This is a genomic window from Amycolatopsis alba DSM 44262 (assembly GCF_000384215.1).
GTDB classification, from domain to species: Bacteria; Actinomycetota; Actinomycetes; order Mycobacteriales; family Pseudonocardiaceae; genus Amycolatopsis; species Amycolatopsis alba.
The window spans coordinates 7,983,870-7,996,843 of record NZ_KB913032.1 but is presented as its reverse complement, the minus strand read 5'-3'; the positions used below and the strand labels follow the sequence as shown (position 1 = coordinate 7,996,843).

Sequence of the window (12,974 nt, the reverse complement as noted above, 5' to 3'; positions counted from 1 at the left end):
AGGAGATCAGTCGTGCAGATACACGCGGTGCCCGGCGAACCACGTTTGCGTCACCTTTGTCTTGACGAGCGCGGACGGATCGGTTTTGAACGGATCGCGGTCAAGGACCACGAAATCGGCCGACTTCCCCGGCACCAGTGAGCCGGTGACGTCGCCGAGTCCCATCGCGCGGGCGGCGGCGAGGGTGAAGACCTCGACCGCCTCGGCCAGGGTGATCGCCTGTTCCGGCCACAGTGCACCGGGGAACGTCCCGGTCGGATCCTGACGGGTGACGAGGCCGTGGATGCCCTCCCATGCGTTCGGGGACTCGCTGACCGGCCAGTCCGAACCGCCCGCGACCAGCGCGCCCTCGTCCAGCAGCGACCGGTTCGGCTGCATCCGCCCGGCCCGTTCACCGGGCAGCACCTCGGCGATGGCCGCCGGGATGACCCCCGGGACCCACAGGAACGGCGAGATGTCCGCCGCTACGCCCAGCGAGGCGAACCGCGGCAGGTCGTCGGGGTGGACGAACTGGCCGTGCGCGACCTGGAACCGCGCGTCGGCGAACCCCTCGCCGCGGATCTTTTCGACGGCGTCCAGCGTCGCGCGCACCGACGCGTCCCCGGTGCAGTGCACCTTGGCCGAGAGCCCGGCCTCGGCCGCGGTCCGCAGCCAGCCCGTGAGCTCGTCACCGGGCATGGTCGTGGCGCCGTGGTGACAGGCACCGTGCGCGGCGTCCGGCAGGTACGGCTCCAGGAAGGCGGCGGTGCGCGTCGGCGGGACACCGTCGAGGAAGATCTTCACGAAGTCGGGCCGGTGGTGCTCGCTCCGGTACTGCCCGGCGACCTCCAGCAGCGGCGCGCCGATCGGGTCGAAGCCGAAGATCGGGTCGTTGATCAGCAACGACGACACGACCCACGCGTGCAGCTCACCCGCGTCGTCGAGCGACTTCAGCGCGCCGAGGATGTCCGCGGAGACGCCGGCGTCCTGGAACGCGGTGACCCCGTACGAGTGCAGCGTGCCGATACCGTGCCGCGACGCCGCCACGTGCTGCTCGGCGGTGAGTGTCCGGGTCTCGCTGAGCGCCCGCTCGACGGCGACGCCCGCCGCCTCCAGCAGGACCCCGACGGGTTCCCCGGTGGACGGGTCGCGGACGATCTCGCCGCCCGCCGGGTCGGGCGTCGAGGCGGTGACGCCTGCCAGTTCCAGCGCCCGGCTGCTCACCCAGCGGTTGTGCCTGCTGTCGTCGGAGAGCATGACCGGCCGCCCGCCCGCGGCCTCGTCGAGCGCGTGCCGCGCCGAGGTCTGCGAAAGGGTGCTGACCAAAGTGGACGCCCAAGCGCCACCGACCACCCATTCGTCCGGTCCGAGTGCCGCTGCCCGCGAGCGGACCGCGGCGAGGATGTCGTCCAGGCCCGCGTCGAGGCCGAAGGTCAGCTCGAACAGGGCGGCGCGCCCGGCGAGGGCGTGGTGATTGTGCACGTCGACGAGGCCGGGCATCACGAACGCGCCGTCGAGGTCGACGACCTCGGTGTTCGGCCCGCGTTCGATGTCCTCCAGGGACAGCACCCGGCCGTCCTTGATCGCCAGTGACGACGCCCAGGGCCGGGCGCCGTCCACCGTGTACACCGTGGCGTTGGTGAGGATGAGGTCGGCGGTCAAGGCTCAGCTCCCGGCGGGGTCGTAAGCCTCGGGGTGCACGGTGGTGCTCAGCAGCTTGCCGTGCGCGCCGAAGGTGAAGTGGGTCGGAGTGCTCCCGGAGGCGTCCAGTCCGAAAAGGACACCGTGGGAGCGCAGCCGCTTGGCGTCGCGGTGATCGGCGACGGTCACGGAGGCGCACGGGATCACCTTCTCCCGCCAGGCGAAGACGTAGATGCCCGGCCGCAGCTCGTAGACCGAGTTCTCGTCGGTGTCGGCGAGCCCCCGCTCCGGTCCGGCCAGGCACTGCCACGTGTACCAGTGCGGGCTGAGGTACACGTGCTCGTAGGCGTGCTCGGTGCTGTACACCCACAGCACCCGGCGCCCGACCAGGGACGTCGTCGGGGCGAGCGACTCCCCGCTGGGCTCGGTGCCGCCGATCGTGGCGGCCAGGAAGGTCTGCGTGACCCGCGGCGAGGTGTCGCCGATCTTGCTCAGCACGAGCAGCGCGCGGCCGCGGCGCAGGTCGAGCAGGAGGGTGAACGCCTCTTCCTGCCGTGCCTCCGGGTGGAACTGGACGTAGTACAGGTCGTCGTCGACCAGGAACGTCTCGCAGCGGTCGGTGCCGGTGCCGTGGTAGGTCCATTCGATCCGGGTGCCGGAGAAACCCGCGGTGAACTTCGTGCCGTCTTCGCAGGCGAGTTCGAAGGTGCGGCCGTGCAGGTCGCCGACCGTGGGGGCCTTGTTCGCGTCGAAACCGGGGGCGAGGCCGTCCAGCGGCAGCCAGGTGGACGTGTCGGACAGGGTCAGTTCGGGCATCGGGGCAGTCCTAGTGTCTGGGTGGTGAACCCGCGTCCGCGATCGACGTCGGCAGGGCGCGGGTCTGGCGTTCATCTCAAGTCGACGGGGTCAGGCGCCCTGCCACCGCGATAGCGGGGCCTTCGGCCGGGGCGGGTTCACGCGTTGGTCACTTTTCGGGTTACAACTTCAGCTCCGCCAACTGGCTCCTAGTGATCGTGGGCGGAACAGTGATCGTCGGCAGCGCCGGAAGGCAGGTCGAGGGCCGGGTTTCGGTCCAGGAAGCCATAGGGGCGCAGGGAGAAACCGGAGTAGTCGACCGGCATGACCGGCCAGTCCTCCGGGCGCGGGATGTGGGTCGGGCCGAACACGTGCCACAGCACGAGGTCGGTGTCGGTCAGGTCCCGGTCGGCGGCGGTCCAGGAGGGGAGACCGCCGCCGCCGGGATGGGCGTTCGGCCGCTCGCCCGCCGGGTAGCGTTCGCCGGAGCGGTACGGCGTGGCCCACAGGTGACGGGTGGCGAACGTCGCCCGCTGGTGAACGGTCGATTCCGGCTGCGCCATCAGGGTCGCGGACGGCCGGGGGACGAGCTGGTACGCCGTCGGGGTGCCGAGCCGGTTGGTCCGCTCCGCGCTGCGGATCTCCCAGACGCGCGCCTTGGCCGGATCCGCGAACCGCTGCGCCTCCTGTTCGGTCCGCAGCGGGGTTTCCTTCCAGGTGAAAGCGTTCCCGTACGGGTTCTGCTCACCCATCGGCACGCGTTCGACGTCGACCTCGACGAGCGAGTTGCGTTCGCCGTCGATCGCCACGTCCAAGCGCGCGCAGAACAGGTGCTGGTGCACCGGCGCGAACAGGCCGGGCGCGATCTCGTTGGCGTGCGGGTGTTTCGTGCCCGAGTGCGCGGCGCCGGCGAACACGATGCCGGTGGCCTTCGCCTCCAGCTCCACCGTGCCGTCGAGGTAGAGGTACCAGAAGAACCCGTAGTCGTAGTTGCCGATGGTGGAGATCGACGAGATCACCAGCCGCCGCGACCGGCGGACCTCGGCGCGGCCGTCGAGATCCGTGTGCTTCCACAGGATCCCGTAGTCCTCCTCGTGCATGCAGATCGCGCGCGGGATCTCGACCGGATGGCCGTGGTCGTCGGCGACATACGCGGGGAAGTAGTGGATGACGCCGAGGCAGTCGCAGCCCAGCCGCAGGTCGTTGGCATTCTTGCCGAGCAGGTACTCACCCGCGTCGAAGTAGCTGATCCAGAACCGGCCGGGCGCGGTGTCCCCGTACGGCACCACCATCTCCGGTACCGACGCACGGTGCAGCACCGACCGGTCCTGGAAGCTGATCTGGTGCAGCGTCAGTCCTTCGCGGGCGTTGAAGCCGACGCGGAGTTTCCAGCCTTCCCAGGTGACCTCGTTGCCGTCGATGGTGAAACTCGGCCCCTCGGGCTGGGTGATCTCGATCGGCTTGAGCGTGGTGCGGGCCGGGACGTCCCCGTAGCGGCCGTGCTCCGGAGGTACGGGGACGTCGCCTTCGTCCTGGACCCGGATGACCCGCTGCTCGGTCAGGTTGATGTGCACGATCAGGCCCTCGACCGGATGCGCCCACGGGCTGTCGGACTCGTCGTCGCGCAGGAACGTCAGCGAGCGGATGACCCGGCCGGTCTCGTCGGGCCTGCCGAAGAAACCGGGCGCCAGGGGAGCGCAGAAGGCGTGCTCGATCCGGTCGGCCAGCCCGCGCCGCTCCATCGCGGCCCGCCATTCCGGCGACGCCTTGGTGATCGACGCGGCGAGGTCGTACTCCTCGAACAGGTACGCGGGCTGGCCGTCACCGCAGTCCTCGGAGGAGACCACTTCGCGTTTCGCCAGCGAAACGACCACGTCGCGGGCCTGCCCGGTCGCGGTGTCCAGCAGCGTGTACTGGATACGGCGGTCGGGGGCGGCGTCGCCCTTGTCCGGTTCCACCGGCAGTACCGCCGGGAACCTCGTGGTCGTGGTCAGCTGGCCCTCATCGGCCAGGATCGCGCGGCCCGCGGTGAGTTCGTCGGCGGTCAGCGGATCGAGAGGATGCGGCCTGGTCATACTTCGCAGTCTTGCCGGTCCGCCCTTTCCTGAAAAGACCGCGAGGCCGTCATGCGGCTGTCGACAAGAAGGATGCGCGGATGGCCAACCGCCGCGAAAGGTCCAGACCGCAGGATGACGCCATGGGACTGGATCTCGCGGGCAAGGCCGTGCTGGTGACCGGCGCGGCGTCCGGTATCGGCCTTGCCTGCGTCCAGGCGTTCCTTGCGGAGGGCGCGCGGGTCGGCGCCCTCGACCGGGCACCCGTGCCCACCCTCGCGGACGGTCTCCTGGCGGTCCACGCCGACGTGACCGACGAGCCTTCGATGGTCGCCGCGATCGACGCCGTGGCGAGCCGGTTCGGCGGGCTCGACGTCGTGGTCGGCTGTGCCGGGATTTCCGGCCCGGTGGGGACACCGGTCACCGAAACCTCGGCGGAGGATTTCGCCGCGCTGATGGCGGTCAATGTCACCGGCCAGTTCCTGCTGGTCAAACACGCCGCGCCGTGGCTCGCCGCGGCGAACGGCTCGGTTGTCCTGCTGGCCAGCGACTCGGCCTTCACCAGCGCGCCCGGCATGGTGCCGTACTGCGCCTCGAAGGGCGCGGTGGTCGCGATGACCAGGGCGCTCGCGGTCGATCTCCCCGGTATCCGGGTGAACTGCGTCTGCCCGTCGGTGGTCGACACCCCGATGGCGCGCGGCGATCTCGGCGAGGTGCTCGACGATCCCGCGTTCCCGGTGCAGGCTCCGGAAGAAGTCGCCTGGCAGGTGCTCCATCTCGCGTCCGCTCGTTCGCGGGCGGTCAACGGCCAGGCCGTGCTCGCCGACTTCGGCGTCTCGGCCCGCTCCGGTTTTCCCGCTTAGAAAGGACTCCGCAAGTGAAGAAGGTAGTCGCGATCACGGGTGGCGGTACCGGTATCGGTGCCGCGGTCGCCCGCCGGTACGCCGACGAGGGCGCCCAGGTGGTGGTGCTCGGACGCCGGCTCGAACCGCTGGAGAAGGTGGCCGCCGAAACCGGCGCGCACGTCATCGCGTGCGACGCCAGCGATCGCGAAGCCGCCGAGAACGCGGCTGCGGAGATCGTCGGCAAGTTCGGCCGGATCGACGTCGTGGTGGCCAACGCCGGCGGGCACGGCCTGTCTTCGGTGGTCGACACCGGCGACGAGGAATGGGAACTGGCCCTGCGCTCGAACCTGTCAAGCGCCTTCGTGTTCTGCCGGGCCACCCTGCCCTCGCTGGTCGAATCCGGTGGCCAGGTGGTCATCGTGTCGTCGCTGGCCGGGCTGTTCGCCGGGCCGAACGTCGCCGGGTACACCGTCGCCAAGCACGCGCTGATCGGGCTGACCCGCTCGATCGCCCGCGACTACGGGCCGAAGGGCGTCCGCGCGAACGCGGTCTGCCCCGGCTGGGTGCGGACCCCGATGGCGGACGGCGAGATGGACCAGTTCGCCGAGGCCGCGGGCTTCGACGGCGGTCACGCCGAGGGGTATCGCCGCGTCACCGCCGAGGTCCCGCTGCGCCGTCCCGCCGAGCCGGAGGAGATCGCCTCGATCGTGCGGTTCCTGGGTTCTTCGGAGTCGTCGTACATCACCGGTGCGGTGATCGTGGCCGATGGTGGCGCGCACGCCGTCGACCTGCCGACCCTGGCCTTCGAACGCGCGGGCATGGGTTCTTAGCGCGGCCGGAGTCCGTGAAGGCCTCCTTCCCTACCCTGAGGGTAAGGAAGGAGGCCTTCACTACGTCGCCGACGTGATCCTCGCCGGTCCGTGAGGCCGAGTGCGTCGCGAAAGCCACTTTCGCGACGTCTGATGTCCCCAAGGTGGCTTTCGCGACGTGTTCGGGCGGTGGGGTGAAGTTGTCGCGCTTCAGGATTCCCCGAGGTAGGCGGTGTGCAGGGTGCCGGGGGAGTCCAGCAGGTCCTGAGCGGAACCCGCGTAGGTGACGCGCCCTGACGAGACCACCAGAGCGTCACTGGCCACCCCGAGCGCGAGGTGCGTGAACTGCTCGACCAGCAGGATCGCCGCCCCTTCCTCGGCGAACCGGGTCACCATCGGCAGCAGCCGGGTGAACACCACCGGCGCGAGTCCCAGCGACATCTCGTCGATCAGCAGGAACGACGGCCGCGCGGCGAAGGCGCGGGCCAGCACCACCATCTGCTGCTCGCCCCCGCTGAGCAGCGCCGCCGGGGAATCGCGGCGCTTCTCGAGTTCGGGGAACAGTTCGAACAGTTCGTCGGCCCGCGCGCGGGTGCGCGCGGTGAGCATCAGGTTCTCCAGCACCGTCAGCCCGCCGAACACCGCGCGCCCCTGCTCGATATGCGCCAGGCCCCGCCGGGCGCGGGAGACCCGCGACTGCTTCGTGATCTCGTCCGGTCCGATGTGGACGGTTCCGGCCGCGACGGGCACGACACCGGAAACGGCTTCGAGCAGACTGGTCTTCCCGGCGCCGTTGGGCCCGACGAGCGCGGTGATCCGGCCCGGTTCCAGCGTCAGGTCGACGCCGGAGATCACCGGCCCGGCACCGCGGGTGACCGTCAGCCCCGCTATCCGCAACGCGTTCACAGCATCTCCGTTTCACCCATGTACGCCTTGAGCACGGCCGGATCCGCGAGCACCTCGGCCTGCGGACCGGAGGCCAGCACGCGGCCGAAGTCGAGGACGGTGATCGTGTCGCAGACCGAGCGCACCAGGTCGAGGTCGTGCTCGATGAGCAGCACCGACACCCCGAACCGCGCCGGGACCTGCCGCAGCCGTTCCCCGAACGCGACGTGCTCCTCGTGCGGAAGCCCGGCGGCCGGCTCGTCGAGGAGCAGGACGCGCGGCTTGGCCAGCAGATGCCCGACGACCTCGACCAGCCTGCGCGCACCGACGTCCACTTGCGACAGCGGGGTGCGGGCGGCGGGGCAGCCGAAGAAGTCCAGTGCCTCGCCGATCTCGTCGGCGGTGAGCCGTCGCCGGGCGAGGAACTTCAGATACGCCCCGACCGTCAGCCCCGGCGGGACACGGTCCTGCTGGAACGTCCGGCGCAGCCCGGCGCGGGCCCGGTTCGACGGCGATCCGGCCAGCGGCTTGCCGCCGAGTTCCACCGAACCCTCGGCATTGGGCAGGAATCCGCTGATCGCGTCGACCAGCGTCGATTTGCCCGCGCCGTTCGGCCCGATGACGCCGAGCACCCCGTGTTCCGGCACCGCGATGTCCACTGAGGACAGTGCGGCCACGTGCCCGAAGCTCACGCTCAGCCCGCGCACGGTGAGCACCGGCGGACCGGGCGCCTTGGGCTCGATGGCCGCGGTCCCGGCGGCCAGGTCGAGTTTCGCGGGCTCCTTCTTGGACCGCCGGTACCACACCTGCCGCACCGTGGTGCCCAGGTTCCCGCCGCTCGCCAGCGCCTGGACCCCGAGCACGCCGAACACCACGAATCCCCAGTCCTGCGGGATTCCCCAGCGCTTCAGCAGTTCCGGCACGCCGACCCACAGCACCGCGCCGAAGACGGCCATGTCGATCAGATGCGCGCCCGACATGATCGCCAGCACGTACAGCGCCAGCGACTGGATCGCGGTGAAACTGGCCGGGAAGGCGAGCCCGACCTGCCCGGTGAGCAGTCCGCCGCTGATCCCGCCGAGGGTGGCGCTCACCGCGAACGCGGTCAGCTTCGACGTCCGCACGCTCGTGCCCGCGGCCGCCGTGCCGCGTTCGGAGAACGCCACCGCCTGCCACGCGCTGCCCCAGCGCCCGCGGCGCAGGAAGTACACGGCCAGGCAGCACAGCACCAGCACCACGACGGCGAGCTGGAAGTAGCTCCGGTCGTCGGAGAAGGCGTCCGGCCGTTCGACCGAGATCCCGCCGGAGACACCGGGGAACTGGAGCTGGACCAGCGCGAGGTCCGCCGCGGCGGCGAGCCCCAGCGTGACCACGGCGAGGTTGATCCCGCGCAGCCGCAACGCCGGAAGCCCGACGAGCACCCCGACCACGCCTGCGGCGAGACCGCCGAGGACCAGCCACGTCAGGAACCCGCCGGGCGCCTGCGCCTCGTTCAGCGCCGACACCACCCAGGCGCCGACGGCGCCGAAGGTCAGCTGGCACAGCGAGATCATCCCCGCGCTGCCGGTGACCACGCCCAGGCCGAGCAGCGAGATCCCGGCGACGACGGCGCTCATGCCGAGGTAGACGAAGTACCCGTCCAGCCCGACGCTCAGGCCGAAGCCCGCCGCGATCGCGACCAGGGCGATCACGAACGGCATCCCGCGTTCAGCGAGCCGCATCCCACACCTCCTTGCGCTGCGACCAGAGCAGCAGCGCCACGATCACCACGAACGGCAGGAAGTACCGCACCACCGAAAGCCCGTCGACCTGCGCGGCCGCGCCCTGGATCAGGCCGAGGCCCAGCCCGCCCGCGACCGCGAGGTCGAGACGGCGGAACCCGCCCAGCAGGGCCGCCGCGGCCGCGGGGACCACCAGCATCGCCAGCGAGGTCGCGTCGTTGGACTGCGACGGCGCGACGATCGAGATGACCAGCGTGCCGACCACCCCGGTGACCGCCCAGACCGCAACGCTGAGCCGTTTCGCCGGGATGCCCAGCAGCTCCGCCGTCGTCGGGCGTTCGGACAGGGCCCTGAGCTGGACCCCCGCCGGGGTCCGGCTCAGCACCAGCCTGCTGGCCACCGCCACCAGCACCGCCAGCGCGACGGTGACCACGGTGACCTGGCTGATCACCACGCCGCCGACGGTGACCGCCGGACCGTCGAGGATCGGGTGGAACGGCTGCGGTTTGTTGCCGAACAGGATGAACGACAACGAGATCAGCAGGAGCAGCACCGCGACGGTGACCGCCGAGCGGGTGCCGGTGTCCGCCTCGGCGAGCCAGGTGGACACGATCCAGCCGAGCAGCGCGCTGAGCAGCCCGCCGAGCAGGATCCCGACGACGGTGGCGAGCCACGTCGGCAGGCCCAGGTCGACGGACAGGAACACCGCCACGTAACAGCCGAACATTCCGGTGGCCGACTGGGCGAAGTTCACCACCCGCACCAACCGCGACATCAGCGTCAGGCACACCGCCAATACCGCGTACAGTCCGCCGGCGGCCAGGCCTGCCAGCGCTCCCTGCAGCATCGAATCCTCCTGTTACTTCTTGGGAATCCGCAGCCAGTCGTCGGCGACGAGCTCCCATTTGTTGGTGCCGGAGGCGAGCTTGATCGGCCAGCCCGCGGTGTTGTCGTGGTGGATCTGGCCGGGTCCGAAGACGTACGGCGTGCCGACCATCGGATCGGTGATCGGCTTCATCTCACGCAGCGCCTTGGTGACCGACTCGCGGGTGACGTCACCCTTGATCCCCTTGGCGACGTCGAGGAAGTACTTCGCCGCCAGATAGCCGCCCTGGCTGAACGAGGTCAGCGGGATGTTGTTCTTCGTCATCAGCTCGCGCCAGTCCTTGTTCTGCGGGCTGGTCGAGTCGGTGAACGGGTAGAACTCGGCGGGCACGTACACCCCGGCGCCGGCGTTGGTGATGGCCTTGGCGTAGTTCTCGCTGTAGACGCTGGTGAGCAGCAGCCACGTGACGTCGTTCCAGCCCTGCGCCGCGGCCGCCTTGAGCTGGCCGATGGAGTCCGGCTCGACCGGGTTCACCGTGATCGCCTTGCACCCGGCGTTGCGGGCCTTGACGATGTAGGAGGTGTAGTCGGAACCGCCGTAGGGCACGGTCGCGTCGAGGTACTTGAGCTTCTTGCCGGTGATGGCCGACCACTCGTCGATGGCCGCCTGATACGACGGCAGCGTGTTGCCCGCGATCTCCAGCAGCGCGCAGATGTCGTTCAGCTTCAGCGTTTCCGACCCGTAGAGCAGGGTCAGCGTCATGTCGTGGTACGGGCCGACGTTGGCCGGGGCGATGTTGGGGCTGGTGAAGCACGCCGGGTCGACGCCGATGCCCTGGATGGACAGGATCTTCTGCTGCTCGTAGTACTTGTTGTTGATCTCGCACTCGATGAGGCTGGACGAGCCGACCAGCGCCACCGCTTCGTCACGGCCGACGACCTCGCGGGCCGCTGCCGCCGCGGCCGCCGGGTCGCCCTTGTCGTCGAGGGCCTTGTACTGGATCTGTCTTCCGTTGACGCCACCGCTCGCGTTGGCCGCGTCGAAGACCGCCTTGGCCGCCTGTGACGCTTCGGGGAAGGTGGCCGCGCCGCTCAGCGCGTTGACCGAACCGACCACGATCGGCCCGCTCGAACCGCTGTCCGCCCCGGCGCAGCCCGCGGTGGCCAGCAGGACGGCGGCGGAGAGGGCGACCAGGCGCCGCGCGGGTTTCACCGGTTCTCCATGGCTTCGGCGACGGGCACGGAGTCGACGATCTGCTCGAACGAAGTGACCTTGCCGCCGTCGAATTTCCACACGTGCGCGACTCGGGCGGTGAACGAGCGACCGGTCTCGCGGTGCTTGCCCTGGTAGGTGCCGATGCCGATCACCGTGTCACCCGCGTCGGCGAGCTCGCCCAGGACGAAACCGTAGCCGTCCCAGTCGTTCGCGATCGCGCCGAAGACCTTTTCCTTGACCTCTTCCGGACCGGTGTAGGTGCCGGCGTAAGGGAAACCGGCCGCCTCCGTCCAGGTGGTCGCGGGACCGAGCGGGGCAAGCATGCCCGCCAGGTCGCCCCGGTCGCTCGCGGCGTAGTGCGCGGCGATGATGTCTAAATTGGACACTGAGACTCCTTAAACCGGTTGCGCGTCGGGATAGGCGACCGCGCCGAGTGGGTAGATGTGCCCGCCCGCGCGGGAATGTTCCGAGCGGCCGTCGCCGGTCAGACCGAGGAAGACGCCGGTGGTCTTCAGCGCGTAGCCGAGGTCGTGCAGCCACACGCTGGCCACGGCGATGCGGAACTCGCGGAAGCAGAACAGGTAGAGCCCGTCCTGGAACTTCCACACCGTCGACAGGTCCATGTCTCCGTGGCCGCGCTGCACGCCTTCGAGGCATTGCCAGGCATAGCGCTGCGAAGACACGTACACGTGCTCGTAGAGGTGTTCCGGGCTGTAGCGGTAGACGTTGCGCTTGCCGATCAGGTCGCGCGACGGCCCCGGTTCCTCGCCGGTCGGCGTGCCCGCGTCGGTGGTGCCGGACCAGAACGTCTGGGAGACACGGGGAACGCCTTCGACGTCCTCGGCGCCGATCACCGAGCGCACGGCGAGCGCGCGATGCGTCGTCGTGGAGAAGACGACGGTGAGCGCTTCACCTTCCACACTGGTAAGGGGGAGATTGACGAAGAAGACGTCTTCCCGGACGGCGACCGCGTCGTACGGATCCTTGATGCCGTTGCAGGTGACGGTTTCCGCGTCCTCGAACCGCAGCGCGAGCGTCGCACCGTCGTCGAGGGTGACGGTGAGCTCGCGTCCCGACAGGTCCGCGTTCGGCAGGCGGTAGGTGGCTATTCCGGCGGCGAACTCGTCATAGGTGCGCCACTGTTCCTCGGGTGCTTCGGACATGCGGTCATCGTTCAGGCGACCGCCCGTGAAGGGCCAGCTGTCACGCGCTGGGCGGCAACAACCGATCGCTCACGGTCAAGCCGCGGCGCAGTTCACTCGGCGAGCAGCCGAATTCCGTCTTGAACACGCGGCTGAAATGCGGCGCGTCGACGAATCCCCACTTCGCCGCGATGGCGGCGACTGGCCGCGAAGCGTGCACTGGGTCCAGTAATTCACGGCGGCAGTGTTCCAGGCGGCGAGTGCGGATCCAGCCCGAGACGGTCGTGCCCTGTTCGTGGAAGAGGCCGTGCAGATGCCGGGTGGAGATGTAGTGCTCGGCGGCGATCTGCGCCGGGCCGAGGTCGGTGGAGGACAGGTTCGTGTCGATGTAGGCGAGGACCCGGCGCATCAGCTCGTGATGCGGCCCGGCCGTCGCGCGGGCGAGGTCGAGCTCGCTGGCGAACAGGGTGGCGAGCAGATCGACCGCCGTATGCGCGAGCCGGACGCCCGCCGGTCCGCCGAGCTGGTCGAGGTTGCTGCCGAGCTGGGCGAGGAACGGCACGACCACGTTGCCCATGCCCCGCTTGCCCGACATCGGGACCGCGGTCAGCTGGCCGACCAGATCACGGGGGAGATCGATGAGCCGCTGCGGGAACATCACCACGAGCGTGCGGAAATCCTCTTCGAACGCCAGGGAATACGGGCGGTGCGTGTCGTACAACGCCACGTCACCGGGGCGCAGCATGGCCTCGCGGTTGTCCTGGATCAGCAGCCCGGTCCCGGACAGGATCAGGCTCAGCTTGTAGTAGTGCCTGTCCGCCCTGGCGATGAGCTCGGGCGTCCGCTCGACCACGTGCGCGGACGCGGTCACCTCGGTCAATTGGACGTCGTCGGCGCCGCATGAGCGGATGCGGCCGCGGAAGTGGTCACGGTGCTCGCTCGTCACGTGCAGCGGCACGAAGGATTGCGACACCACCGTGCGGAAATCCGTGAAATCTCGCGCGACCATGGTGGTGGTCGGGTCGGCGGTGGCGGTGGTCACGAGGTCACCTCGCAGCATCG

General features: G+C 69.9%; 12 protein-coding genes. 2 read left to right on the top strand and 10 right to left on the bottom strand.

All coding sequences use genetic code 11. From position 1 onward, the window contains the following. Positions 1 to 6: 6 nt before the first annotated feature. From AMYAL_RS0137260 to AMYAL_RS0137250, 3 genes are all read right to left on the bottom strand, one after another. The gene (locus AMYAL_RS0137260) at positions 7 to 1,641 is read right to left on the bottom strand and encodes an amidohydrolase (protein WP_020636392.1); all 1,635 of its coding nucleotides are present in this window, start codon (positions 1,639 to 1,641) and stop codon (positions 7 to 9) included. Between the two features lie 3 nt (positions 1,642 to 1,644). Next, complete coding sequence (locus AMYAL_RS0137255; RefSeq protein ID WP_020636391.1) at positions 1,645 to 2,436, bottom strand: molybdenum cofactor biosynthesis F family protein; 792 nt, start codon at positions 2,434 to 2,436, stop codon at positions 1,645 to 1,647. A gap of 188 nt (positions 2,437 to 2,624) precedes the next feature. Beyond that, complete coding sequence (locus AMYAL_RS0137250; protein ID WP_020636390.1) at positions 2,625 to 4,490, bottom strand: primary-amine oxidase; 1,866 nt, start codon at positions 4,488 to 4,490, stop codon at positions 2,625 to 2,627. A 122-nt stretch (positions 4,491 to 4,612) separates the two neighbouring features. Here AMYAL_RS0137250 and AMYAL_RS0137245 point away from each other — a divergent pair, with 122 nt between their 5' ends. Together AMYAL_RS0137245 and AMYAL_RS0137240 are read left to right on the top strand one after the other, a co-directional pair. After that, positions 4,613 to 5,332 (top strand): SDR family NAD(P)-dependent oxidoreductase, encoded by a 720-nt coding sequence (locus tag AMYAL_RS0137245; protein WP_020636389.1) that lies wholly within the window; start codon positions 4,613 to 4,615, stop codon positions 5,330 to 5,332. Positions 5,333 to 5,346: 14 nt separating this feature from the next. Further along, positions 5,347 to 6,144: an SDR family NAD(P)-dependent oxidoreductase gene (locus tag AMYAL_RS0137240; protein ID WP_020636388.1), complete on the top strand. Its 798-nt coding sequence runs from the start codon at positions 5,347 to 5,349 to the stop codon at positions 6,142 to 6,144. Between the two features lie 189 nt (positions 6,145 to 6,333). Here AMYAL_RS0137240 and AMYAL_RS0137235 read toward each other — a convergent pair whose 3' ends face one another. From AMYAL_RS0137235 to AMYAL_RS0137205, 7 genes are read right to left on the bottom strand one after another with little or no spacing between them, the layout of a single operon-like run. Further along, the gene (locus AMYAL_RS0137235) at positions 6,334 to 7,029 is read right to left on the bottom strand and encodes an ABC transporter ATP-binding protein (protein WP_020636387.1); all 696 of its coding nucleotides are present in this window, start codon (positions 7,027 to 7,029) and stop codon (positions 6,334 to 6,336) included. After that, on the bottom strand, positions 7,026 to 8,729 hold the full coding sequence (locus AMYAL_RS0137230; RefSeq protein WP_020636386.1) for a branched-chain amino acid ABC transporter ATP-binding protein/permease: 1,704 nt from the start codon (positions 8,727 to 8,729) through the stop codon (positions 7,026 to 7,028). The genes AMYAL_RS0137235 and AMYAL_RS0137230 overlap by 4 nt, the downstream gene beginning before the upstream one ends. Beyond that, positions 8,716 to 9,576 carry an ABC transporter permease subunit gene (locus AMYAL_RS0137225; RefSeq protein ID WP_020636385.1) on the bottom strand — a complete coding sequence of 287 codons (861 nt, stop codon included), beginning with the start codon at positions 9,574 to 9,576 and terminating at the stop codon, positions 8,716 to 8,718. Before AMYAL_RS0137225 ends, AMYAL_RS0137230 begins: the two co-directional genes overlap by 14 nt. Positions 9,577 to 9,588: 12 nt before the next feature. Next, complete coding sequence (locus tag AMYAL_RS0137220; protein WP_020636384.1) at positions 9,589 to 10,767, bottom strand: ABC transporter substrate-binding protein; 1,179 nt, start codon at positions 10,765 to 10,767, stop codon at positions 9,589 to 9,591. Beyond that, entirely contained in the window at positions 10,764 to 11,156 is a 393-nt protein-coding gene (locus tag AMYAL_RS0137215) for a nuclear transport factor 2 family protein (protein ID WP_020636383.1), read from the bottom strand. Before AMYAL_RS0137215 ends, AMYAL_RS0137220 begins: the two co-directional genes overlap by 4 nt. A gap of 9 nt (positions 11,157 to 11,165) precedes the next feature. Continuing rightward, positions 11,166 to 11,933 (bottom strand): MoaF C-terminal domain-containing protein, encoded by a 768-nt coding sequence (locus AMYAL_RS0137210; RefSeq protein ID WP_020636382.1) that lies wholly within the window; start codon positions 11,931 to 11,933, stop codon positions 11,166 to 11,168. A 40-nt stretch (positions 11,934 to 11,973) separates the two neighbouring features. Then, a complete protein-coding gene (locus AMYAL_RS0137205) occupies positions 11,974 to 12,972 on the bottom strand; it encodes an AraC-like ligand-binding domain-containing protein (protein WP_020636381.1) in 999 nt (332 codons plus the stop codon). Positions 12,973 to 12,974: the final 2 nt, after the last annotated feature.